Below are 22,520 nucleotides of genomic sequence, written 5' to 3' on the forward strand. Positions count from 1 at the left end.
CTATGGCCCGCACCCGAGCCCCCGACCACGAAACCCAACGCGAGCAGATTCTCGAACTGGCCGCCGCGAAGTTTGCGCAGACCAGCTATCCAAGCACGTCGATGGCCGATCTTGCCGCGGCGAGCGGCACCTCGAAGGCGCGCCTCTATCACTACTACGAGAGCAAGGAAGCGATCCTGTTCGACCTGCTCGATCGCTACACGAAGCGGCTGATGCTGATCATCGCCGAGGTGGAGGGGTCGAGCCAGCGGCGTGAACTGAGCGAGCGGGAAACCTTCGCGGAACTGATCCGCGCGTTCCTGTCCGAGTACGAGACGTCGCACAGCCGCCACGTCGCGCTGCTGAACGACGTCAAGTATCTGGTCGATTCGCAGCGCGAGATCATCCTGAACCGCCAGCGCGACGTGGTCGCCGCGTTCGCGCGACAGCTCGCGCGCGCCTACCCTGAACGCGCGACACGCGACAACCAGACCGCGCTGACGATGATGGTGTTCGGGATGATCAACTGGACCTTCACGTGGCTCAAGCCGGAAGGCCGCATGGGCTACCGCGAATTCGCAGAGCAGGTGGTCGGCATGGTCGAGCATGGTCTCGGCACCGCGCCGGCTAAGTGAGACGACCGTCCGAACCGATCGCTACCCATGCCGCGGATGATGCAAAGCAACAACGGTCAGACGGAACAAGTCAGCGCGGGGATACGTGCGGCATTGTGTCACGAACGTGCGTTCACTTTAAATTTCCCTTTAAATTCAAGCAATTAAATTTAGGCTTCAGCGTTCTAGATAATCACTTCAGTTTTTGGTACGGGTTTTCCCTAGTGAATGGCTGGGGTTTCCGCTAAAATCGGTTTTGCGGTGCACAACACCGCCTGATTAAAAGGAGAACCCGACCATGAACATGCCGACCCATCGCACCACCGAGCCGATCGCGTCGAACGATCGCGCGACGCTGCCTGCTGGACGCGCGCACGTTCTGGTTCGTGAACTCACCGCGGTCGATCGGGAACGCCTGCTCACGCACTTTCTCGCGCTCGACGAAGAGGACCGCCTGCTGCGCTTCGGCCAGGTCGTGCCGAACCACGTGATCGAGAACTACGTGCGCACGATCGACTTCACGCGCGACACCGTGTTCGGCGTGTTCAACAGCAAGCTGGAACTGAGCGGCGTCGGCCATCTGGCCTACCTGCCGGCTGAAGGCAACAAGCGCACCGCCGAGTTCGGTGTCTCCGTGCTCGAAAGCGCGCGCGGCATCGGTATCGGTTCGAAGCTGTTCGAGCGCGCCGCGATCCGCAGCCGCAACACGCATGTGACGACGCTGTACATCCACTGTCTGGCGCGCAATTCGACCATGATGCACATCGCCAAAAAGGCCGGCATGAAGATCGAGTACGCATACGGCGAAGCCGACGCCTATCTGACGCTGTCGCCGGCAGATCAGTCGAGCATCCTCGCGGAAATGCTGCAGGAGCAGGCCGCCGTGTTCGACTACGCACTGAAGCGCCACGCGCGCCAGGCATCGCGACTGTTCGAGTCGTTCATGCCGGTGCCTGTCGCCGCCTGAATAATCGCTACGGGGAAATGAGACTGGGGCGGCCGCAAGGTCGCCTTTTTTTCTATCTGTACGCCTTGCGCAGGCCGTTCCGCGTGCAGCCTACAAAATGGGCAGCGCTGTCGTTTCCTTGATCTTTTCGAGCGAGAAGCTCGATTTCACATCGATCACCGACGGATGCCGCAGCAACTGGTCCTGTACGAAGCGCGAAAAGTGCGCCATGTCCTCCACCTGGACGCGCAGCAGGTAATCCATCTCACCCGTCATCGCGTGGCACGCGACCACTTCGGGCCACGTCTGCACGGCCGCGCCGAACAGATCGGCGTGCGTGGCCTCGCCATGGGGACTGAACGCGCGACCGCCACCCTTTTCCAGCCGCACGTTGACATACGCAAGCAGGTCGAGTCCGAGACGCTGCGCGTCGAGGAGCGCGACATAACCGCGAATCACGCCGCTTTCCTCGAGCCGGCGAATCCGCCGCAGGCACGGACTCGGCGACAGGTTGATCCGCTCCGCTATCTCCTGATTCGACAGCCGGCCATTCTCCTGAAGGATCGCCAGAATGCGTCGATCGATCGCATCTATCTCGCTATTAGCCATGTTCTGCCACTTTTCTCTCGAACCGAGCCATAAAGTAGCTCAAGCGTACCGACGCGCGATTAAGTTCGCAAGTTCTTGCCTCCATCACCGTTCTACACTTGCCCTATCCGGTCGTGCTCAGCCGACCATCCCGCGCGCTCACCGCCAGCGCGCCTCGGCAACCCCTTGCATGAGATTGGAGACAGACAATGCAGGTTTCTACTTGGGAGAATCCGGTCGGCACCGACGGCTTCGAATTCATCGAATACACGGCGCCGGACCCGAAAGCGCTCGGCAAGCTGTTCGAACGGATGGGCTTCACGGCCGTCGCGCGGCATCGTCACAAGGACGTGACGCTGTATCGTCAAGGCGACATCAACTTCATCGTCAACGCGGAGAAGCATTCGTTCGCGCAGCGCTTCGCGCGCTTGCATGGCCCGTCGATCTGCGCGATCGCGTTCCGCGTGCAGGACGCCGCGAAGGCCTACGCCCAAGCGCTCGAAAAAGGGGCGTGGGGATTCGACAACAAGACCGGCCCGATGGAGCTGAACATTCCGGCGATCAAGGGCATCGGCGATTCGCTGATCTATTTCGTCGACCGCTGGCGCGGCAAGAACGGCGCGGCGCCGAACAGCATCGGTGACATCGACATTTACGACGTCGACTTCGAGCCGATTCCCGGCGCGAACCCCAATCCGGTCGGCCACGGTCTGACCTATATCGATCACCTGACGCACAATGTGCATCGCGGCCGCATGCAGGAATGGGCGGAGTTCTACGAGCGCCTGTTCAACTTCCGCGAGGTGCGCTACTTCGACATCGAGGGGAAGGTGACGGGAGTGAAGTCGAAGGCGATGACCTCGCCGTGCGGCAAGATCCGCATTCCGATCAACGAGGAAGGCTCGGACACCGCCGGCCAGATCCAGGAATATCTGGACGCGTACCACGGCGAAGGCATCCAGCACATCGCGCTCGGCACCGGCGACATCTACCGCACCGTCGACGGCCTGCGTGCGTCGAACATTTCGCTGCTCGACACGATCGACACCTACTACGAACTCGTCGACCGACGCGTGCCGAATCATGGCGAGCCGCTCGAGGAACTGCGCAAGCGCAAAATCCTGATCGACGGCGCGCCCGACGATCTGCTGCTGCAGATCTTCACCGAAAACCAGATCGGCCCGATCTTCTTCGAGATCATTCAGCGCAAGGGCAACCAGGGCTTCGGCGAGGGCAACTTCAAGGCGCTGTTCGAATCGATCGAACTCGACCAGATTCGCCGCGGCGTCGTGCAGGACAAGACCTGATCGCGGTGACTCGCGCCTGATCGGCGCGCAGAAGAAAAAAGGGCGAGGATCGCAGGATCCTCGCCCGTTCAGTTTGCAACGCCGCCGCTCTCTTCGGAACGGCGGCCGGTTGTCATAAGACAAGACCGCGCGCGATGCGGCGCGTCACGAGTTCTGCCGGTACCCGTTGTTGCCGATCGCACCGTCGGCCCGCCCCATTCCCACAGGCGCCGGCGCTACCTGCGCCGTGCGAAGGATCGCGTTCGACAGCGCCCCCGTGCTGCCCGGATTCGAGTGCATCGGCGCGCTCATCGCGAAGAATGCGGCGGAAACCATCAGGAACGTCTGGATGTTTCTTTTGTTCATGCGTACTCCTTTTCTCACTACCCTGCTGTCCAGTAGCTGCGCAGAATGCGCAGCGATCGGCATCGCTCGCAGGTCGGGGATTAGACAGTGCTTTTCACTGCGGTTCCGCAGATTTGTAGGTTTTACAGCTTGTTACATGCGCAGGCGAAACCCAGCTCGATTCCACTGAAAACCCGCGTCAACTGCTGACAAGACGTAGCCAACTTGCCGCGAAACCGTCTGAAATCGGACCTCGCGCGGGCGATTTTTGATCCGCTGCGGCGGGTTTCCACCAGTGCTACCATCGCTTGAAACCCGTCAATATGACGACCCCGGCCCCAGCATTCACAAGATGCCGGGAGCCAGAAAAGTTTTGGTGATCCCAAGCTGAAGTGGAGGAGTACACATAATGAATGCCCCGCTAGACGCAGGTCAGCGAGCCTCGCTCGAAGCCGCGTTGTCTTCCGTCACGCTCGACGACAAATACACCCTCGATCGCGGCCGCGCCTACATGAGCGGCATCCAGGCGCTGGTGCGTCTGCCGATGCTGCAGCAGGAACGCGACCGCGCCGCCGGCCTCAACACGGCCGGCTTCATCTCCGGCTACCGTGGTTCCCCGCTCGGCGGACTCGACCAGTCACTGTGGAAAGCCAAGAAGCACCTGTCCGCGCATCAGGTGGTGTTCCAGCCCGGCGTCAACGAAGACCTCGCGGCCACCGCCGTGTGGGGTTCCCAGCAGGTCAATCTGTACCCGAGCGCCAAATACGACGGCGTGTTTTCGATGTGGTACGGCAAGGGCCCCGGCGTCGACCGTTCCGCTGACGTCTTCAAGCACGCCAACTCCGCCGGCTCGTCGAGGCACGGGGGCGTTCTGGTGCTCGCCGGCGACGATCACGCGGCCAAATCCTCGACACTCGCGCACCAGTCCGAACACATCTTCAAGGCATGCGGGCTGCCCGTGCTGTTTCCGTCGAACGTGCAGGAATATCTGGACTTCGGGCTGCACGGCTGGGCGATGAGCCGCTATTCGGGCCTCTGGGTCGCGATGAAGTGCGTGACCGACGTGGTCGAATCGTCCGCATCGGTCGACATCGATCCGCACCGCACCAGCATCATCCTGCCGGAAGACTTCGTGATGCCCGACGGCGGGCTGAACATTCGTTGGCCCGATCCACCGCTCGTACAGGAAGCGCGTCTGCTCGACTACAAGTGGTACGCGGGCCTCGCCTATGTGCGGGCGAACAAACTCGATCGCGTCGAAATCGATTCGCCGCATGCACGCTTCGGCATCATGACCGGCGGCAAGGCTTATCTCGACGTGCGTCAGGCGCTGACCGACCTCGGTCTCGACGACGAAACCTGCTCTCGCATCGGCATCCGGCTGTACAAGGTCGGCTGCGTGTGGCCGCTCGAGGCGCAAGGCGCGCAGGCCTTCGCGCGCGGTCTCGATGAAATTCTCGTGGTCGAGGAAAAGCGCCAGATCCTCGAATACGCGATCAAGGAAGAGCTGTACAACTGGCCCGACGCGCAACGCCCGCGCGTGTTCGGCAAGTTCGACGAAAAAGACGGCGCCGGCGGCGAATGGTCGGTGCCGATGGGCAACTGGCTACTGCCGGCGCACTACGAGCTGTCGCCCGCGATCATCGCGAAGGCAATCGCCACGCGGCTCGACAAGTTCGATCTGCCGTCGGACGTGCGCGCCCGCATCGCCGCGCGCATCGCGGTGATCGAAGCGAAGGAAAAGGCGCTCGCGCGGCCGCGCGTCGAAGTCGAGCGCAAGCCGTGGTTCTGCTCGGGCTGCCCGCACAACACGTCGACCAACGTGCCGGAAGGCTCGCGCGCGATGGCCGGCATCGGCTGTCATTACATGACGGTCTGGATGGACCGCAGCACCAGCACGTTCAGCCAGATGGGCGGCGAAGGCGTCGCGTGGATCGGCCAGGCGCCGTTCACGAACGACAAGCACGTGTTCGCCAATCTCGGCGACGGCACCTACTTCCACTCGGGGCTGCTCGCGATTCGCGCGGCGATCGCGTCGAAGGCGAACATCACGTACAAGCTGCTGTACAACGACGCGGTCGCGATGACGGGCGGCCAGCCGGTCGACGGCGTGCTGACCGTGCCGCAGATCACGCATCAGCTCGCCGCCGAAGGCGCGACGAAGATCGTCATCGTCACCGACGAGCCGCAGAAGTACGCGGCGAACGTCGGCCTCGCGCCCGGCGTCGACATTCATCACCGCGACCAGCTCGACGACGTGCAGCGCCAGCTGCGCGAGGTCCCGGGCACCACGGTCCTGATCTACGACCAGACCTGCGCGACCGAAAAACGCCGACGCAGGAAGCGCGGCGCGTATCCCGATCCGGCACGGCGCGTCGTGATCAACGAGGCGGTGTGCGAAGGCTGCGGCGACTGCTCGGTGAAGTCGAACTGCCTGTCGGTCGAACCGCTCGACACCGAGTACGGCACCAAGCGCCAGATCAACCAGTCGACCTGCAACAAGGACTTCTCGTGCGTGAACGGCTTCTGCCCAAGCTTCGTCTCCGTTGAAGGGGGCCAGTTGCGCAAGCCGAAGGCGGCGTCGGGCGCCGGCGCCGAAATGCCGTCAGTGCCGGACCCCGAGTTGCCGTCCATCGAGCGTCCGTACGGCGTGCTGGTAACGGGCGTCGGCGGCACCGGCGTCGTCACGATCGGCGCGCTGCTCGGCATGGCCGCGCATCTCGAGAACAAGGGCGTCACCGTGCTCGACGTCACCGGCCTCGCACAGAAAGGCGGCGCCGTGATGAGCCACGTGCAGATCGCCAATCAGCCGGCCGACATCCATGCGACCCGCATCGCGATGGGCGAAGCGAGCCTCGTGATCGGCTGCGACGCGATCGTGACCGCCAGCGACGAGTGCGTGTCGCGCATGCAGGCGAACCGCACGCGCGTCGTGCTGAACAGCGCGCACACGCCGACGGCCGAGCTGATCAAGAACCCGAACTGGCGCTTCCCCGGCAGCAGCACCGAAGCCGACGTGCGTGCCGCGGCCGGCGACGACAACGTCTCGGCCGTCGACGCAAATCACTTCGCCGTCGCGCTCCTCGGCGACGCGATCTACACGAACCCGTTCGTGCTCGGCTACGCGTGGCAGCGCGGCTGGGTGCCGCTCACGCACGAGTCGCTGATTCGCGCGATCGAGCTGAACAACGTGCAGGTGGAGAAAAACCGCGCCGCGTTCGAATGGGGCCGGCGTGCCGCGCACGATCTGGCCGCGGTACGCAAGCTCGCGCAAACGCAGAGGCGCGGCGAGTCGGCCGACAGCGCAAGCGGCAAGATCATCGCACTACATACGCCGAAGGCGCTCGACACGCTGATCGACAAGCGCGCCGACTATCTGACCGCCTGGCAAAACAGTGCGTACGCGCAGCGCTATCGCGCGCTGGTGTCGCAGGTGCGGACCGCCGAAGAAGCGCTCGATTCCGCCGACGGCCAAATGCCGCTGACCGAAGCGGTCGCGAAGAACCTGCACAAGCTGATGGCGTACAAGGACGAATACGAAGTCGCGCGTCTGTACAGCGACCCGGCGTTCATCGAAAAGCTGAACGCGACGTTCGAAGGCGACTGGAAGCTGCATCTGCATCTCGCGCCGCCGACGCTATCGAAGAAGGACGCGCACGGCCATCTGGTGAAGAAGAAGTACGGTCCGTGGATGTTCCGCGCGATGCACGTGCTCGCAAAGCTCAAGTTCCTGCGCGGCACCGCGCTCGACGTGTTCGGCAACACCGAGGAGCGCCGCACCGAGCGCGCGCTGATCGGCGAATACGAGGCATTGGTGCGCGAGCTGATTGGCGGGCTGACTGCGCAGAAACGCGATCTCGCCGTCGAACTCGCTAATCTGCCCGACGGCATCCGCGGTTATGGGCACGTCAAGGAGAACAACCTGAAAGGCGTGCGCATCAAGTGGAACGAGCTGCTCACGCGTTGGCGTTCGCCCGATGCAGGCAAGACGACGCAGCACGCGGCTTGATCGACTCTGGCAGTTGAACTGAAAAGCGGCGGTCTTCACGGACCGCCGTTTTTTTTCGGTCCCCCCAAAAAAAAACGCTACGAAACCGGAGTTTCGTAGCGCTTTTGCCGAGGCCGTTGCGCGCGCGTTACTGCCGCGCCCGCTTCAACCTCACGCGATGCACGTTACTTCGCGCTTACCGACCTGCGCGCGTTCGCCGAAGCGACCGCCGTCATGTTGATGATCCGGCGCACGGTCGCGGCCGGCGTCAGGATGTGCACCGGCTTTTCCGCGCCGAGCAGGAACGGTCCGACCGTCACGCCCTCGCCGCCCACTACCTTCAGCAGGTTGTATGCGATGTTCGCCGCTTCGACGTTCGGCATGATCAGCAGGTTCGCTTCGCCGGCGAGCGTCGTGCCCGGGAACGCGGCCTTGCGGATCGTCTCCGACAGCGCCGCGTCACCGTGCATTTCACCGTCGATCTCGAGCGACGGCGCGCGTTGCGTGATCAGCTTGCGCGCCGCGGCCATGCGCTGCGACGACGACGACGGCGCGCTGCCGAAGTTCGAGTTCGACAGCAGCGCGACCTTCGGCGTGATACCGAACTTCTCGATTTCGCGCGCGGCGAGCATTGTCATGTCGGCGAGCTGCTCGGCGGTCGGCACTTCGTTCACGTACGTGTCGCAGATGAACAGGTTGCGGCCCGGCAGCATCAGCAGGTTCATCGCGGCGAAGTTATCGACGTTGTCGGCCTTGCCCAGCACCTGCTCGATGAAGTTCAGGTGCGTGTGGTACTGGCCGATCATGCCGCAGATCATGCCGTCCGCATCCCCGAGATGCACGAGGATCGCGCCGATCAGCGTGTTGAACTTGCGCATCGCGGCCTTCGCGACGTCCGGCGTCACGCCTTCGCGCGCGCCGATTTCGTGATAAGCCTGCCAGCTCTTGTGATAGCGCGGATCGTCTTCCGGATCGACGATTTCGACGTCTTCGCCGCACTTGAGCTTCGAGCCCATCTTCTTCAGACGCATCTCGATCACCGACGGACGGCCGACCAGGATTGGCTTCGCGATCTTTTCGAGCAGCACGAACTGCGCGGCGCGCAGCACGCGCTCGTCTTCGCCTTCCGCGAACACGATGCGCGCCGGTGCCGACTTCGCTGCCGCGAAGACCGGCCGCATCACCATGCCCGAACGGTAGACGGTCGCGCCGAGCTGCTCGCGGTACGCGTCCATGTCCTGGATCGGACGGGTCGCGACGCCCGAATCCATCGCGGCCTGCGCGACGGCCGGCGCGATCTTGATGATCAGGCGCGGATCGAACGGCTTCGGAATCAGGTATTCGGGACCGAATTCGAGCGAGTGGCCTTCGTAGGCCTTCGCGACTTCATCGCCCTGGTCGGTTTCCTCGGCCAGCTCGGCGATCGCGCGCACGCACGCGAGCTTCATTTCTTCGGTGATCGTCGTCGCGCCGACGTCGAGCGCGCCGCGGAAGATGAACGGGAAGCACAGCACGTTGTTGACCTGGTTCGGATAGTCCGAACGGCCGGTCGCGATGATGCAGTCCGGGCGCACCTTGCGCGCTTCTTCCGGACGGATTTCCGGCTCGGGGTTCGCGAGCGCGAGAATCAGCGGCTGCGTGCCCATTTCGGCGACCATCTCCGGCTTCAGTACGCCGGCGCTCGAGCAGCCGAGGAACACGTCGGCGCCACGGATCGCATCGGCGAGCGAGCGCGCGTCGGTGTGCGCCGCATAGCGTTCCTTCGACGGATCGAGGTTGCCGCGCCCTTCGTAGATCACGCCCTTCGAGTCGGCGACGATAATGTTCTTCTTCGACAGGCCGAGATTGACGAGAAGATCCAGACACGCAATGGCGGCCGCACCCGCGCCCGAACAGACCAGCTTCACATCCTCGAGCTTCTTGCCGACCACTTTGAGGCCGTTCAGGATCGCCGCCGACGCGATGATCGCTGTGCCGTGCTGATCGTCGTGGAAGACCGGAATCTTCATACGTTCGCGCAGCTTCTTCTCGATGTAGAAGCATTCGGGCGCCTTGATGTCCTCGAGGTTGATGCCGCCCAACGTGGGCTCGAGCATCGCGATCGCCTCGACGAGCTTGTCCGGATCGGATTCGGAGAGCTCGATGTCGAACACGTCGATCCCCGCGAACTTCTTGAACAGACACCCCTTGCCTTCCATCACCGGCTTCGCGGCGAGCGGGCCGATATTGCCGAGGCCGAGCACGGCGGTACCGTTCGTGATCACACCCACCAGGTTGCCGCGCGACGTGTACTTCTGCGCGTCGAGCGGTTCCTCGTGAATCGCCATACAGGCTGCGGCCACGCCCGGCGAATATGCGAGCGACAAATCCAGCTGGTTCGACAGCGGCTTGGTGGGCGTCACCGAAATCTTGCCAGGTTTCGGATTCTGGTGATATGCGAGAGCGCTTTGCTTGAGTTGTTCGTCCATTTCTAGGCCTGCGAGACGTAAGTGATTGGGCCCGGTGCCCCACACCGTTGCGGCGTTTTCATCTGTCGAATGGATAGCCGACCGAGGCGGTTTTCGCACGCGCCCGGCAAGGCGCGATGGCTTACCTCGACGAAGACGGGACGATGTGGAGTGCTTCGCGGGTCGATCAGTGTACACCCCGGAAGTGTCGATGCACTGAGTGGTTAACAGAACTCGCCATTGGCGAAATAGCCGCTATAAATGCCGAGTCGCTGCATCTGGCAGTGCTTTTCCGCCATGTGGCGGTGACACGCTTAGTCGAGCTCGGCGCCGCGTCGTTCAGGGATCAGAAATAGTGTCGCGAAGATGTCGAGCAGGTAAATCGACGCGAGCAGCGCGAGCGCCGCGCCGAACGAGTAGCGCGCCGCCAACGCGCCCACCACCACCGGCCCAAAGCCGCCCACGGCCCGGCCGGCGTTGAACAGCACGTTTTGCGCGGTGGCGCGCGCATCGGTTGGATAGAGCTCCGAAATCAGCGCGCCATAGCCGCCGATCATGCCGTTGACGAACACCCCCATCGCCGCGCCGCCGATCAGCAAGGCCATCGGCGTCGTCAGTTGCGCATACACGAACACCATCACGACGGCGCCCGCCTGGTAGAACAGGAACGTCGGCTTGCGGCCGAAGCGGTCGGCGGCGATGCCGAATAGCCAGATGCCGGCCGCCATGCCGAGAATCGTCGCGGCGGTCCACAGCCCCGATTTGGTCAGCGAATAGCCGAAGGTCTTCGACAGATAGCTCGGCAGCCAGATCATCAGCCCGTAATAGCCGAAGTTCTGTACCGAGCACAGGATCGTGACGCCAAAGCTCGCGCGCGTCGTGCGCGCATCGACAAACAGCAGTTTCAGCGGCAGCTTGCGCATACCGCGCGCGACGCGCTGGTTGAACAGCGCCGGCTCCTCGACGCGGCGCCGCACGAAAAACGACATGACCGCCGGCAGCAGCCCCAGCGCGAACATGCCGCGCCAGCCGATCACCGGCAGCAACAGCGGCGTCAGCAACGCGGCCGCCAGCACGCCGAGCTGCCAGCCAAGCCCGACATACGACGACACCCGCGCCCGCTGCGACGCCGGCCACGCTTCGGCGACCAGCGTCATGCCGATGCCGAATTCGCCGCCCAGTCCGATGCCGGCGATGGTCCGGTAGACCAGCAGGTCCGTATAGCCCTGCGCGAGCGCGCACAGGCCGGTGAACACCGCGAAGATCAGGATCGTCCACGTCAGCATGCGCACGCGGCCGAAATAATCGCTGAGCACGCCGAACAGCACGCCGCCCGCGACTGCGCCGATCAGCGTCCATGTAACCAGCGCGCCGGCCTGCGACGAGCTCAGATGCAGGTCGGCGGCGATCACCGGCAGCATGAAGCCGAGGATCAGCAGATCGAAGCCGTCCATCGCGTAGCCCAGCACCGACGCAAGCAGCGCGCGGCCCGCATGGCCCGGTTTGACGGCCGGACGGATTTCGGTGGCGGAGGCAGAGACGGGTGGAGCGGCGTTCATTGAAAGCATTCCGTAGGTCTGAAGGCGTCTGCGTGGGCAGCGGCCCGGGGAAAGTCGCGTGAGTGTAAAGGCGGCCTCAGCCGGTCACAAGCCGATGCACACGCCGAAGCGCCCGCCGGCGGCGGCGCAGCGCACGACGCCTCCTCGGTGCGACCCATTTCAGGTAAAATAGCGGCCCACGCGCGCAGCAAAAGCCGGTCTGTGCTCTTCCCCCGGCCGCGTATCCCGCCCAGCATGGCGCGGCATACCCCGCTTGCTGCGCCACCGGGCCCAGCGCCCGCTTCTCCCCCGCTCACTCCGAAGGATCCGCCCATGACAGGCTTCGATCGCCAGACGATCTCCGACACCACCGCCAAAATGCTGCTCGAAGTGCAAGCAGTGCATTTCAACGCGGAGAAACCGTATATTTTCACGTCCGGCTGGGCGAGCCCGGTGTATATCGACTGCCGCAAGCTGATCTCGTATCCGCGCGTGCGCCGCGGCCTGATGGAAATGGCCGAAGCGACGATCCTGCGCGACGTCGGCTATGAGCAGATCGACGCGGTCGCCGGCGGCGAAACCGCGGGCATCCCGTTCGCGGCATGGCTGTCCGACCGCCTGATGGTGCCGATGCAATACGTGCGCAAGAAGCCGAAAGGTTTCGGCCGCAACGCGCAGATCGAAGGTCTGCTGACCGAAGGCCAGCGCGTGCTGCTCGTCGAAGACCTGACGACCGACAGCCGCAGCAAGATCAACTTCATCAACGCACTGCGCACCGCCGGTGCGACGGTGAACCACTGCTTCGTGCTGTTCCACTACAACATCTTCAAAGAAAGCGTGTCGGTGCTGAAAGACATCGACGTCGATCTGCACGCGCTCGCCACGTGGTGGGACGTGCTGCGCGTCGCGAAGCAAAACAACTACTTCGACACGAAGACGATCGACGAAGTGGAGAAATTCCTGCACGCGCCGGCCGAGTGGTCCGCCGCGCACGGCGGTGCGACGTCTGCGCCGCAGTAAAGCCATCTCGGTAAAGCAGTGCCAATGAAAATGTAGCCGCTTTATGCGCATTGAATAAAAAAGCCGCCTGTTGCGAAACAGGCGGCTTTTTTTATCGCCGATTGTTTATTGCCGCTTGCTTTTCGGCCATTACCCGGCGGGCAAAACGAGGCGCGATATCAGGACTCGTTCGCGATGCTCCTGGTCGAGTTCGACGACAGGTTCAGCAAACCATTGCTCTGCGCATACTGGAATAGTTGGGAGTCTCGATCGATTCCGAGCTTGCGCATGGCCGCATTCTTCTGCGTGCTGATCGTCTTGATGCTGCGATTCAACCGCTCCGAAATTTCCTTGATCGTCATACCCGACACGAACAGGCGCACGACTTCGAGTTCGCGCCTCGACAGCTTCGAGTCGTCGCGCATGCCGGCTGAATTGACCCGCAATCCATCGAGCACCGCCTTCACCGACGGGCTCATATAAGTCATGCGACGGCCGACATGCTGTACCGCAAGCGAAATATGGCTTAGATCGTCCGACTTGTTCACGACGGACGTCACGCCAAGCTCCTTGAGCCGTTTGAGCAAGGCGGCATTCTCGAGCATGGTGAGCACGACGATCGGCAGGTTCGGGAAATTGCGGCGCAAATAGTCGATCAGTTGCAGGCCATCGCCGTACTGACCGCCGGGCATGGCCAGGTCGGTGACGAGCACGTCGCATTCGGTGGATTGCAACAACTTGATGAGTTCAGTCGACTGTCTTGCGCGGCCAACGACTCGCATACCGGGAAATTTATGCAGCGCATTTTCAGCACCAAACAGAATAACCGGATGATCGTCTGCCACCACGACCCTGAGTGAAGCTTGCATCGTCCTCCTCTGGACGGATAAACCGGTCTCCACAACTTCTAACACTTCTTTCGACGCTCGCTATTTAAGCGAGACAAATACAGCCAGGATCGCAGGATATTCCTCTTACTATAGCTGATTTCCTATCTGCTAATTCCGCGGGACGCGAACATATTGCGTCGCAGAGCTAATCAGCGCTGATGTTAGACTTTATTCGACCTTGGGGCACAATTCAGGACAACGACCATCGCGAGGACCCGCGCCTCGCGCCCTGACAGGAGAACCGGCATATGCGCATGCGTTGCCTGGTTGTTTCGTTGGCTTCATCTTGGCGGCATCGATCGCTCCGCGTCGGCGCGATGCTCGCGATTTTGGCGGCGCAGACTGCCGGTGCGCGGGCCGACGAGCCGTTCACGCTGACTAGCGCGAGCGTGCGCGCGGGCGGCGCCGTGCAGAATGCGCAGGTGTTCGACCAGAACGACTGCAAGGGCGGCAATCGTTCACCACAGCTCTCATGGCGCGCCGCACCGGCCGGCACGCGCGGCTTCGCGATCACGATGTTCGACGAGGACGCGCCGGGCCGCGGCTGGTGGCACTGGGCGGTCGCGGGCATCCCCGCCACGGTCGACAGCCTGCCCGAGAATGCGAGTTCGTCCGGTTTCCTGCGCAAGCTCGGCGCAGTCGAAGCGCGCAACGACTTCGATACCGACGGCTATGGCGGCCCCTGCCCGCCGCCCGGCAAACCGCATCGCTATATCATCACCGTGTACGCGCTGAACTCGGCCGATCTGCGTCTCGCGCAAGGACGTCCCGCGTTGATGTTCGATCACGAGATCGGCACGGCCGTGATCGGCAGCGCGAAGCTGGTGGTCAATTACGGGCGCTAGTGGCGGCCATCGCGGTCGTCGTGGCGCACCGCCGCGCCGCGTCGCGTTTCATTTCCCGTTCACCTTGCTAACCGCCTTGCTGGAGCAGTCCATGTCGAAGATCGTCATCGTTTATCACAGCGGCTACGGCCACACGAAGAAGGTCGCCGAAGCCGTGCTGGCGGGTGCGCTCGAAGCCGGTGCGCAGGCGAAGTTGATGCCGGTCGGCGAGCTCGACGACGCGTCGTGGGACGAACTCGCCGCCGCCGACGCGCTGATCTTCGGCGCGCCGACCTACATGGGCGGCCCGTCGGCCGACTTCAAGAAGTTCGCCGATGCGAGCTCGAAACCGTGGTTCGCGCAGGCGTGGAAAGACAAGATCGCGGCCGGCTTCACGAATTCGGCGACGATGAACGGCGACAAGTTCTCGACGATCCAGTACTTCGTCACGCTGGCGATGCAGCACAGCATGATCTGGGCGGGCACCGGCATGATGCCGTCGAACACGAAGGCCGCGACGCGCAACGACTTGAACTTCGTCGGGGGCTTCACCGGACTGCTCACGCAATCGGCCGCCGATGCGTCGCCCGACGAAGCGCCGCCGCCGGGCGATCTCGAAACCGCGCGCCTGTTCGGCGCGCGCATTGCGGGCGTCACCGCGCGCTGGATCGCGGCGCACGGGTGATGGCAGAACGGGCTGAACGGCGCCAAAACGTCGTCGCGCCGCATCTTTGGTCCATCTTCGGTCATCAGCCCGCATTCGCCGCGCAACGGGTCACGCCGATGTCACGTTGCGCGCGCATCGTCGTTTTTTCGCGCTGTGCCGCACGGTCGCGGCGATGACGTCTTAAAATAACGTTCCGGCGCGGTGTCGCGCCCCGTTTTCAGCGAGTGAGATTGAGATGAGCACGAAAGTTTTTGTCGACGGACAGGAAGGCACGACCGGCCTGAAGATTTTTGAATACCTGTCGCAGCGCGCCGACGTCGAAATCCTGCGTATCGAAGAAGCGAAGCGCAAGGACCTCGACGAGCGCCGTCGTCTCATCAACGCATCGGACGTCACGTTCCTGTGTCTGCCCGACGTCGCCTCGCGCGAATCGGCTTCGCTCGTCGAGAACGACCGCACGGTGCTGATCGACGCGAGCACCGCGTTCCGCACCTCGCCCGACTGGGCGTACGGCCTGCCTGAGCTGGCCCGTTCGCAGCGCGAGCGGCTGCGCACCGCCAAACGCGTCGCCGTGCCGGGCTGCCACGCCTCGGCGTTCGTGCTCGCGATGCGTCCGCTCGTCGAAGGCGGCGTCGTCGCGCCCGAGTTCGCCGCGCATGCCTACTCGATCACCGGTTACAGCGGCGGCGGCAAGAAGATGATTGCCGACTACGAAGCCGGCGGCAACGACAGGCTGAAGAGCCCGCGCCCGTACGCGCTCGGCCTCACGCACAAGCATCTGCCCGAAATGGCCGCGCATACGGGCCTGAAGTCGGCGCCGATCTTCACGCCCATCGTCGGCGACTTCTACAAGGGCCTCGCGGTCACCACGTATTTCTCGCCGGGCCAGCTCGCGAAGAAGACGACGCCGCAGGACGTGCAGGCTCTGTTCGCCGAGTACTACGCAGGCGAAGCGTTCGTGCACGTCGCACCGTTCGACGCCGACGCGAACCTCGACAACGGCTTCTTCGACGTGCAGGCGAATAACGACACCAACCGCGTCGACCTGTTCGTGTTCGGCAACGAGGAGCGCTTCGTGACCGTCGCGCGTCTGGACAATCTCGGCAAAGGTGCGTCGGGTGCGGCGATCCAATGTATGAATCTCGCGATCGGCGCGGCCGAAGACAGCGGTCTGAAACGCTAAGCGAGTCGACCCGCGGACGTCGCCGCGACCCTACGAAAAAGCCGGTCTTTGCAGACCGGCTTTTTTCGTTTTAATACCGCGAACCCGATCGTTTGCGCACCCGCGGGGAATTCCGGGCAAAAAAAAGCCCGCCTAGGTTGGCGGGCTGAATCCATATCAGAGGAGACATGGAGGAGACAAGACGTACTATAGCAAACCGCTTGGTGCGTTGCAACATGCAAATTAGGGTTGACCCTCGATGTTGCAAACATACAACGGTCCCATAAATGCGCTTCAGTTTCCCCTTGTCTGCCAGCAGGCGCGGCGCTCAGTGCCGCACCAGCGCCATCATCGCGCCGAAACCGACGAACACGCCTCCGGTCAGCCGGTTGAACATCCGCGCGACGCTGCGGCTCTTCAGCTTCGCGCCGATGCGTGTGCCAAATCCCGCGTACACCAGATACCAGCTGACCTCGATCAATGCGAACGTCGCGAGCAGCACGCCGAACTGCGGCAACTTCGGTTCGGTAGCATCGATGAATTGCGGCAGCAGCGCGGCCGCGAACAGGATCGCCTTCGGATTGCTGCTCGCGACCAGAAAGCCGTTGCGAAACAGCGCGAAGCGCGAGCGCGCGGGCCTCGCCGTCAGGTCGTCGACGCTTTCCGCGGCGGCTTCGTCGGCCGGCGCGCGCCACGCCTTGATGCCCAGATAGACAAGATAGGCCGCGCCAATCATCCGCAGTGCGTTGAACATGGTCGGCCATGCCGCCAGAAACACGCCGAGTCCCGCCGCCGATACCGCCAGCATCAGCACCAGCGCCGACAGACAGCCGGCCATCGTTGCGCTCGCGCGGCGCAGGCCGTGCTGGGCGCCGTGCGTCATCACGAGCAGCATGTTGGGACCGGGAATCGCGGAAACGACGAAAACGGTGGCGACGAACAGCCACCAGGTATGCAGAGTCATCGAAATCGGGTGTGAGGGAAACGGGCGGCCATTATGCCTTGCCGCCCTGCGTGACTCCATGCGGTCACATTGCGCCGATCGCTCGCGTGCGGCGATCGACGGCCTTCGTCAACGGCCGGCGCGCCGCGCGGCCACCTGGCCCAGCACCGCGAAATCCTTCTCGCCGTCGCCGTGCGCGATCGCCTCGATCAGGCTGTCGCGCACCACGCTCGCGACCGGCATCGGCGTCGTCACCGCATCGGCGGCGGCGAGCGCGAGGCGCACGTCTTTCAGTCCCAGACGCGCCTTGAATAGCGCCGGTTCGAAGCGCTGCTCGGCGATCAGCTTGCCGTAGCCCGAATACACGGGTCCCGGGAACAGGCCGCTCGTGATCACGTCGAGGAAGTCCTGCATTCCGACGCCGTGGCCCGTCACGAGCGCGGCCGCTTCGCCGAGCGACTCGATCGCCGCGCCGAGCATGAAGTTCGCGGCCAGCTTCATCACGTTCGCCTGCTGCGGCAGCGAGCCGATGCGCCAGGTCTTCTGGCCGAGCACGTCGAAAATCGGCTGGATCTGGTCGATCGATTCGGCCGGGCCGCCCGCGACGATGGTCAGCTTGCCCGCGGCCGCGACGTCGGGCCGACCGAGCACCGGCGCGGCCACATAGTGCACGCCGCGCGACGCGTGCGCGGTCGCCAGTTCCTCGGCGAGCGCCACGGAGATCGTCGCCATGTTCGCGTGGATCAGCCCGCGTGGTGCATGTTCGAGCAGCGACGCGGTGATGACTTCGCGCAGCGCGGCATCGTCGGCGAGCATCGAGAACACGGCGTCGCCCGCAAACGCTTCAGCCGGCGTCGCGACCACTTGCGCGCCCAGCGCGGCCAGCGGCTGAGCCTTTTCCGGCGAGCGGTTCCACACCCGCACCTGGTGCCCGGCTTTCAGAATGTTTGCAACCATCGCGGCGCCCATCTCGCCGAGACCGATAAAACCGATGTCCATCTATCGCTCCGTCTTCTAAAGAACCCGAAGTAAAGCACACTCATGCGACACGCGCAGGACAACACGCAGCCCGGGCGGTGCGATACTGCTGGCATGGTCACCGCGACATTCCGCTTCTACGAGGAGCTGAACGACTTCATCGCCCGGCCGCTGCGCCGGCGCGCGTTCACCTGCGTGTGCGCGCGCGACGCGACGACCAAGCACATGATCGAAGTGCTCGGTGTGCCGCATACCGAGGTCGAGCTGATCCTCGTGAACGGCGACTCGGTCGGTTTCGACCATCCGCTCGCCGACGGCGACCGCGTCGCCGTCTATCCAAAGTTCGAGGCGCTCGACATCCAGCCGCTATTGCGGGTGCGCGAGCGTCCGTTGCGCGTGATGCGCTTCATCGCCGACGCGCATCTCGGCGGCCTCGCGCCGCTTTTGCGACTCGCGGGCTTCGATACGCTGTACGACAACCACTTTCCCGACGCCGATATCGAGGCGCTCGCCGCCGCGCAGCAGCGCATCGTGCTGACGCGCGACCGCGAACTGCTCAAACGCCGCAACATCACGCATGGCTGCTACGTGCGCGCGCTGCGGCCGCGCGAGCAGTTGCGCGAGGTGTTCGAGCGGCTCGATCTCGCGCGCAGCGCGCAACCGTTCCGACTATGCCTGGTATGCAACGCGCCGCTGCGGCGCATCGGGCGCGAGGAAGCCGGCCCGCGCGTACCGCACGGCGTCCTGCTGCGGCATAGCCGCTTCGTCACCTGCGATGTATGCGGACGCGTGTTCTGGGAAGGCACACATTGGCAGAGGATGCGCGCGTTGATGGACAGCGTCTCCACTGGCGCGCCGGAGCGGGTCGGCTGACGTCGCGCTTGCGTACAATGCGGGTTGATCTATTTTGCAGAGGCCTTTCCAATGGCAATGAAAAAAACCGACCTTGAAAAGAACAAGGCGCTGAAACTGGGCAATGCGATGAAGCAGGCGGCCGTGAACCGCGGCGGCAAGAACGTGGCGACCGAGCCGAAAGTCGACCGGCGCGAGCAGCGCAAGCTCGATCAGGCGCAAGGCCTCGTCCCGTTTGCGTGCAAGCTCAATAGCGGGCTGGTGGAAGAATTGAAAACACGTGCCGCCGCGCACCCGGACGGCCTGAACGGGCTACTCGATGAAGTGATCCGGCGCGGGCTCGTGGACTGATCTTCCCGCGCGCAATATTCGCCGCAAAAGCAAAAAGGCCAGAGCTCGCGCTCTGGCCTTTTTGCTTGCAACGCATCTGCCTTCACCGGCTGCATCGACCGGCAAGCGGCCAGATGCAGCGGTATGGCACGCCCGACGAGCGGGCGTCGGCTTAGTTCTGCGTGCCCTTGTCGTTCGTGCCGGCGGCCGAAGCTGCAGCGGAAACGGGTGCCTTCTTGCCGTGGGTCTTCAGTTGCTTGATGTGGTGCTTCTTCGGTGCGCTTGCTGCTTCCGTAGCGGCGGCATCCGATGCCTGTGCGAAAGCCTGAACGGAAACGAGTGCGATCGAAGCGGCTGCGAGCGAGACGATAACTTTTTTCATGTGTTGATCCCCAAACCAGACGACTTAGTCAATGTGAATGAATACAACAGCTGCACGGTAGAGCGGGCCGGACCTCGAGGCGCCTTTTGCTCCCCGCGGGAGAGTATTACCCAAGCGTAGGCGGTTTGTCATGCGCAAAACTCGATATGTATTTTCCGGGAGACAGGCTGCTTTCAGCGTGCTTTCATCGACCTGCAAGCCGCACCACGGACACTACCAAGTTCTTACGACTCCCTCTGCCGCGCGCCTCGCCGACCGCTTCGCCACGCTCAGACGAGGTTCCGCAGCAGACTCGCGGTTTCCTGCAGCGCCGGCAGAACCCGGTGCAGCGCGGCGTTCGCCGACTCCTCGCCGATCGGCATGCTGACGCTGATCGCCGCGACCACCGTACCATGCCGGTCGCGCAACGGCACCGCGACGCCGCGCACCCCGAGCTCGAGCTGCTGGTCGGTGACCACGTAGCCGTTGCGGCGGATTTCGCCGAGCACTTCCCTGAGCCGCTCCACGGTCGAATAGGTGTACGGCGTGAAAACCTTGATCGGATAAGACGCGAGCCACGGGTCGATGCTGTCGGGCGGCTGAAACGCGAGCAGCACGAGGCCCGCCGACGATAGCGGCGCCGGCGCGCGCGCGCCTGTCACGAAGCCAACCGCCATCGCCCGATTCACGCCGTTGCGCGCGACGTAGACGACATCGTGTTCGTCGAGGATCGCGACCAGCGCGGTTTCCTGCACGGTCGCAGTGATTCGCTGCAGGAATGGCTGCACCGTGCGCGGCAGCCGCGCCGAATCGAGGTAGGACTGGCCGAGCCGCAGCACGCGCGGCGCGAGCCAGAACAGCTTGCCGTCGGTGTCGACGTAGCCGAGCTCGCGCAGCGTCAGCAGATAGCGGCGTGCGGCCGTCCGTGACAGGCCCGCGCGCGCGGCGACCATCGTGGGCGTCATGCGCGCGTGCTCTTCGTCGAATGCTTCGATGATCGCGAGCGCCTTCGCGGCGCCCGCGATCCAGTCCTTGTCGTCCATTTCGTTTGCTCGTGGAAAGCGCCAGGGATCACGGTCCGGTTTGCAAGTCGCCTGATCACAGCGGTCCGCACGCCGGCGACCGCGCGCCCGTTGCGCGATTATCGCGCGGCTCGCGGCCTTTGCCTGCCCGGTGCTCGACGCCCGCGTATCATGTGAGCGATTCCTTACCGGCTGCGCCCCGCGTGGCGAGCCCTTGCGGCGTCCCAGCCCGATCCACACGACAAATCAGAACAAAACCTTGAATCCCGATACCCGCCAACACCTGCGCGCGAACGTGCTGATGCTGATCGCCGCGATGATCTGGGGCTCCGCGTTCGTCGCGCAGCGATTGAGCCTCGATTCAATCGGCCCGTTCCTGTTTACCGGCTTGCGCTTTCTTCTCGGCGCGCTCGTGGTGCTGACGATGATCGTCTGTGTGCGCCGCCCGGCGCTTGCCGAACTGACGAAGCGCGCGCCTGGCGGCGCCCGCGAACTGCTTGGCGCGGGCGGGCTGCTCGGTGTCGTGCTGGCCGTGTCGATCTCACTGCAGCAGATCGGCCTGCAGTACACGAAGATCGCGAACGCGGGCTTCATCAGTTCGCTGTACGTGGTGATCGTGCCGCTGCTCGGCGTGCTGTTTCGCCACCGGACCGGCCTCGGTACGTGGCTTGGCGCGGTGCTCGCGGCAGTTGGCATGTACTTCCTGAGCGTCGACGAGCACTTCTCGATGCTGTCTGGCGACTGGTATCAGCTCGCCGGGGCGCTGGTGATTTCCGCGCAGATGATGCTGGTCGGCCGCTTCGCGGCGCGCCACGACACGCTGATGCTCGCACTCGTGCAGTTCGTGACTTGCGGGCTCGTGTGTCTGTCGATCGGCCTCGTCGTCGAGCCGGTCAGCGCCGCGGTTCTTGCGCGAGCCGCGCCGACGATCGCGTACGGCGGGGCGTTATCGGTGGGCGTCGCGTATACGATCCAGGTGGTCGCGCAGCGCTATGCGGCGCCTTCGCATGCGGCGGTGATTTTCAGCATGGAAGGCGTGTTCGCGGCGTTCGCGGGCTGGCTCGTGCTCGACGAAACGTTGACGGCTCGCGCATTGTTCGGCTGTGCGCTGATGCTCGCGGGATTGATCGTGTGTCAGATAGTGCCGGGCTGGAAACGCGCCCGGCAGCGTGCTCCGCAGGGATTGTGATTGACAGCGGTTAAAACGATTCGACGCCGACGCTCGGTGCTCGACGCGCACCGGCAGGCGTCTTGCCCATTCGTCCAAACTATGCCGCGCGCGGATGAGCGAATAGGCTCGGCGTATCGGCTGTCGGCGGAAACACGCACCAGCAGCCGTCGTCGTGGCGAAAGAAGAACAAACCGCGCCCGCCCTCTTCCGACGAAGTCTCCACCCGCACATAACGCCGCCCGCCCGCACGCGTACGGCTGAACTCCGTCACGTGAACCGGCTCGGCCGGCGATGGCGAAAGCCACTTGTCGACCAGAAACCGCAACGACTGTTCGCTCGCGGTTCTCATGATCTGCTCCGGAACAGCTTGTCGCGCTGCGCATCGCGCGTGGACTGGGGACTGTCGTCGTCGCGAGTGGTGTCGCCGTTCTCGGCAGCCTCGGCGGCTGCCAGCGCCATCATCCGATTGGTCGCGGCTGCGCGCAACGATCTGCAATGGGCCGCATGTCGAAGGTCCGAGAGAAGACGGACGAGCTGTCGTGCTGATCTGCGTTTCATACATCCCCCGCACTGCACCAGAAACCTCACAA

21 protein-coding genes are annotated in these 22,520 nt (G+C 63.8%); 11 read left to right on the forward strand and 10 right to left on the reverse strand.

Annotated features, from left to right (window positions below):
- The first annotated feature begins 2 nt into the window (after window positions 1-2).
- Together BC1002_RS14665 and BC1002_RS14670 are read left to right on the forward strand one after the other, a co-directional pair.
- Entirely contained in the window at window positions 3-614 is a 612-nt protein-coding gene (locus tag BC1002_RS14665; protein WP_013090777.1) for a TetR/AcrR family transcriptional regulator, read from the forward strand.
- A gap of 277 nt (window positions 615-891) precedes the next feature.
- Window positions 892-1,560 (forward strand): GNAT family N-acetyltransferase, encoded by a 669-nt coding sequence (locus BC1002_RS14670; RefSeq protein WP_013090778.1) that lies wholly within the window; start codon window positions 892-894, stop codon window positions 1,558-1,560.
- 90 nt (window positions 1,561-1,650) lie between these two features.
- Here BC1002_RS14670 and BC1002_RS14675 read toward each other — a convergent pair whose 3' ends face one another.
- Window positions 1,651-2,148, reverse strand: a complete 498-nt coding sequence (locus BC1002_RS14675) for an Lrp/AsnC family transcriptional regulator (protein ID WP_013090779.1) — start codon at window positions 2,146-2,148, stop codon at window positions 1,651-1,653.
- A 188-nt stretch (window positions 2,149-2,336) separates the two neighbouring features.
- On the opposite strand from BC1002_RS14675, the gene hppD reads away from it, so the two are divergent.
- Complete coding sequence (hppD, locus tag BC1002_RS14680) at window positions 2,337-3,434, forward strand: 4-hydroxyphenylpyruvate dioxygenase (RefSeq protein ID WP_013090780.1); 1,098 nt, start codon at window positions 2,337-2,339, stop codon at window positions 3,432-3,434.
- Between the two features lie 144 nt (window positions 3,435-3,578).
- Here hppD and BC1002_RS14685 read toward each other — a convergent pair whose 3' ends face one another.
- On the reverse strand, window positions 3,579-3,779 hold the full coding sequence (locus BC1002_RS14685; protein ID WP_013090781.1) for a hypothetical protein: 201 nt from the start codon (window positions 3,777-3,779) through the stop codon (window positions 3,579-3,581).
- Between the two features lie 388 nt (window positions 3,780-4,167).
- Between BC1002_RS14685 and BC1002_RS14690 the strand changes: the two genes are divergently transcribed.
- The gene (locus BC1002_RS14690) at window positions 4,168-7,767 is read left to right on the forward strand and encodes an indolepyruvate ferredoxin oxidoreductase family protein (protein ID WP_013090782.1); all 3,600 of its coding nucleotides are present in this window, start codon (window positions 4,168-4,170) and stop codon (window positions 7,765-7,767) included.
- Between the two features lie 164 nt (window positions 7,768-7,931).
- Here the strand turns inward: BC1002_RS14690 and BC1002_RS14695 are convergent, their stop codons facing one another.
- Both BC1002_RS14695 and BC1002_RS14700 read right to left on the reverse strand, forming a co-directional pair.
- Window positions 7,932-10,214 carry an NADP-dependent malic enzyme gene (locus tag BC1002_RS14695; protein WP_013090783.1) on the reverse strand — a complete coding sequence of 761 codons (2,283 nt, stop codon included), beginning with the start codon at window positions 10,212-10,214 and terminating at the stop codon, window positions 7,932-7,934.
- Window positions 10,215-10,507: 293 nt separating this feature from the next.
- On the reverse strand, window positions 10,508-11,752 hold the full coding sequence (locus tag BC1002_RS14700; protein ID WP_013090784.1) for an MFS transporter: 1,245 nt from the start codon (window positions 11,750-11,752) through the stop codon (window positions 10,508-10,510).
- A 312-nt stretch (window positions 11,753-12,064) separates the two neighbouring features.
- Here BC1002_RS14700 and BC1002_RS14705 point away from each other — a divergent pair, with 312 nt between their 5' ends.
- Window positions 12,065-12,751 carry an orotate phosphoribosyltransferase gene (locus tag BC1002_RS14705; protein WP_013090785.1) on the forward strand — a complete coding sequence of 229 codons (687 nt, stop codon included), beginning with the start codon at window positions 12,065-12,067 and terminating at the stop codon, window positions 12,749-12,751.
- Window positions 12,752-12,909: 158 nt separating this feature from the next.
- On the opposite strand, the gene BC1002_RS14710 is transcribed toward BC1002_RS14705, so the two are convergent.
- Window positions 12,910-13,599, reverse strand: a complete 690-nt coding sequence (locus BC1002_RS14710; RefSeq protein ID WP_013090786.1) for a response regulator — start codon at window positions 13,597-13,599, stop codon at window positions 12,910-12,912.
- A gap of 269 nt (window positions 13,600-13,868) precedes the next feature.
- On the opposite strand from BC1002_RS14710, the gene BC1002_RS14715 reads away from it, so the two are divergent.
- The 3 genes from BC1002_RS14715 to argC all read left to right on the forward strand — a co-directional run bounded on the left by BC1002_RS14715 (window position 13,869) and on the right by argC (window position 16,294).
- A complete protein-coding gene (locus tag BC1002_RS14715; protein ID WP_013090787.1) occupies window positions 13,869-14,465 on the forward strand; it encodes a YbhB/YbcL family Raf kinase inhibitor-like protein in 597 nt (198 codons plus the stop codon).
- A gap of 91 nt (window positions 14,466-14,556) precedes the next feature.
- Window positions 14,557-15,129 carry a flavodoxin family protein gene (locus tag BC1002_RS14720; protein WP_013090788.1) on the forward strand — a complete coding sequence of 191 codons (573 nt, stop codon included), beginning with the start codon at window positions 14,557-14,559 and terminating at the stop codon, window positions 15,127-15,129.
- Between the two features lie 217 nt (window positions 15,130-15,346).
- A complete protein-coding gene (gene argC, locus BC1002_RS14725) occupies window positions 15,347-16,294 on the forward strand; it encodes an N-acetyl-gamma-glutamyl-phosphate reductase (RefSeq protein ID WP_013090789.1) in 948 nt (315 codons plus the stop codon).
- Between the two features lie 307 nt (window positions 16,295-16,601).
- Here argC and BC1002_RS14730 read toward each other — a convergent pair whose 3' ends face one another.
- Window positions 16,602-17,237, reverse strand: a complete 636-nt coding sequence (locus tag BC1002_RS14730) for a LysE family translocator (RefSeq protein ID WP_013090790.1) — start codon at window positions 17,235-17,237, stop codon at window positions 16,602-16,604.
- A gap of 108 nt (window positions 17,238-17,345) precedes the next feature.
- Window positions 17,346-18,215, reverse strand: a complete 870-nt coding sequence (locus tag BC1002_RS14735; RefSeq protein ID WP_013090791.1) for an NAD(P)-dependent oxidoreductase — start codon at window positions 18,213-18,215, stop codon at window positions 17,346-17,348.
- Window positions 18,216-18,308: 93 nt separating this feature from the next.
- On the opposite strand from BC1002_RS14735, the gene BC1002_RS14740 reads away from it, so the two are divergent.
- On the forward strand, window positions 18,309-19,067 hold the full coding sequence (locus tag BC1002_RS14740; protein WP_018432580.1) for a Mut7-C RNAse domain-containing protein: 759 nt from the start codon (window positions 18,309-18,311) through the stop codon (window positions 19,065-19,067).
- Window positions 19,068-19,118: 51 nt separating this feature from the next.
- Entirely contained in the window at window positions 19,119-19,397 is a 279-nt protein-coding gene (locus BC1002_RS14745; protein ID WP_013090793.1) for a hypothetical protein, read from the forward strand.
- Between the two features lie 151 nt (window positions 19,398-19,548).
- On the opposite strand, the gene BC1002_RS14750 is transcribed toward BC1002_RS14745, so the two are convergent.
- Together BC1002_RS14750 and BC1002_RS14755 are read right to left on the reverse strand one after the other, a co-directional pair.
- Complete coding sequence (locus BC1002_RS14750) at window positions 19,549-19,758, reverse strand: hypothetical protein (RefSeq protein ID WP_013090794.1); 210 nt, start codon at window positions 19,756-19,758, stop codon at window positions 19,549-19,551.
- A 269-nt stretch (window positions 19,759-20,027) separates the two neighbouring features.
- The gene (locus BC1002_RS14755) at window positions 20,028-20,780 is read right to left on the reverse strand and encodes an IclR family transcriptional regulator domain-containing protein (protein WP_013090795.1); all 753 of its coding nucleotides are present in this window, start codon (window positions 20,778-20,780) and stop codon (window positions 20,028-20,030) included.
- Between the two features lie 238 nt (window positions 20,781-21,018).
- Here BC1002_RS14755 and BC1002_RS14760 point away from each other — a divergent pair, with 238 nt between their 5' ends.
- On the forward strand, window positions 21,019-21,948 hold the full coding sequence (locus tag BC1002_RS14760; protein ID WP_013090796.1) for a DMT family transporter: 930 nt from the start codon (window positions 21,019-21,021) through the stop codon (window positions 21,946-21,948).
- 79 nt (window positions 21,949-22,027) lie between these two features.
- On the opposite strand, the gene BC1002_RS14765 is transcribed toward BC1002_RS14760, so the two are convergent.
- Window positions 22,028-22,279: a hypothetical protein gene (locus tag BC1002_RS14765; RefSeq protein ID WP_013090797.1), complete on the reverse strand. Its 252-nt coding sequence runs from the start codon at window positions 22,277-22,279 to the stop codon at window positions 22,028-22,030.
- Between the last annotated feature and the right edge of the window lie 241 nt (window positions 22,280-22,520).

Origin of the sequence: Paraburkholderia atlantica, assembly GCF_000092885.1 — a bacterium.
Taxonomy (GTDB): domain Bacteria; phylum Pseudomonadota; class Gammaproteobacteria; order Burkholderiales; family Burkholderiaceae; genus Paraburkholderia; species Paraburkholderia atlantica.

What these genes read in the sequence shown, in the direction of transcription:
- BC1002_RS14665 (WP_013090777.1), top strand. Translation starts at nt 3, where the DNA reads ATGGCCCGCACCCGAGCCCCCGACCACGAAACCCAACGCGAGCAGATT.
- BC1002_RS14670 (WP_013090778.1), top strand. Translation starts at nt 892, where the DNA reads ATGAACATGCCGACCCATCGCACCACCGAGCCGATCGCGTCGAACGAT.
- BC1002_RS14675 (WP_013090779.1), bottom strand. Translation starts at nt 2,148, where the DNA reads ATGGCTAATAGCGAGATAGATGCGATCGATCGACGCATTCTGGCGATC.
- hppD (WP_013090780.1), top strand. Translation starts at nt 2,337, where the DNA reads ATGCAGGTTTCTACTTGGGAGAATCCGGTCGGCACCGACGGCTTCGAA.
- BC1002_RS14685 (WP_013090781.1), bottom strand. Translation starts at nt 3,779, where the DNA reads ATGAACAAAAGAAACATCCAGACGTTCCTGATGGTTTCCGCCGCATTC.
- BC1002_RS14690 (WP_013090782.1), top strand. Translation starts at nt 4,168, where the DNA reads ATGAATGCCCCGCTAGACGCAGGTCAGCGAGCCTCGCTCGAAGCCGCG.
- BC1002_RS14695 (WP_013090783.1), bottom strand. Translation starts at nt 10,214, where the DNA reads ATGGACGAACAACTCAAGCAAAGCGCTCTCGCATATCACCAGAATCCG.
- BC1002_RS14700 (WP_013090784.1), bottom strand. Translation starts at nt 11,752, where the DNA reads ATGAACGCCGCTCCACCCGTCTCTGCCTCCGCCACCGAAATCCGTCCG.
- BC1002_RS14705 (WP_013090785.1), top strand. Translation starts at nt 12,065, where the DNA reads ATGACAGGCTTCGATCGCCAGACGATCTCCGACACCACCGCCAAAATG.
- BC1002_RS14710 (WP_013090786.1), bottom strand. Translation starts at nt 13,599, where the DNA reads ATGCAAGCTTCACTCAGGGTCGTGGTGGCAGACGATCATCCGGTTATT.
- BC1002_RS14715 (WP_013090787.1), top strand. Translation starts at nt 13,869, where the DNA reads ATGCGCATGCGTTGCCTGGTTGTTTCGTTGGCTTCATCTTGGCGGCAT.
- BC1002_RS14720 (WP_013090788.1), top strand. Translation starts at nt 14,557, where the DNA reads ATGTCGAAGATCGTCATCGTTTATCACAGCGGCTACGGCCACACGAAG.
- argC (WP_013090789.1), top strand. Translation starts at nt 15,347, where the DNA reads ATGAGCACGAAAGTTTTTGTCGACGGACAGGAAGGCACGACCGGCCTG.
- BC1002_RS14730 (WP_013090790.1), bottom strand. Translation starts at nt 17,237, where the DNA reads ATGACTCTGCATACCTGGTGGCTGTTCGTCGCCACCGTTTTCGTCGTT.
- BC1002_RS14735 (WP_013090791.1), bottom strand. Translation starts at nt 18,215, where the DNA reads ATGGACATCGGTTTTATCGGTCTCGGCGAGATGGGCGCCGCGATGGTT.
- BC1002_RS14740 (WP_018432580.1), top strand. Translation starts at nt 18,309, where the DNA reads ATGGTCACCGCGACATTCCGCTTCTACGAGGAGCTGAACGACTTCATC.
- BC1002_RS14745 (WP_013090793.1), top strand. Translation starts at nt 19,119, where the DNA reads ATGGCAATGAAAAAAACCGACCTTGAAAAGAACAAGGCGCTGAAACTG.
- BC1002_RS14750 (WP_013090794.1), bottom strand. Translation starts at nt 19,758, where the DNA reads ATGAAAAAAGTTATCGTCTCGCTCGCAGCCGCTTCGATCGCACTCGTT.
- BC1002_RS14755 (WP_013090795.1), bottom strand. Translation starts at nt 20,780, where the DNA reads ATGGACGACAAGGACTGGATCGCGGGCGCCGCGAAGGCGCTCGCGATC.
- BC1002_RS14765 (WP_013090797.1), bottom strand. Translation starts at nt 22,279, where the DNA reads ATGAGAACCGCGAGCGAACAGTCGTTGCGGTTTCTGGTCGACAAGTGG.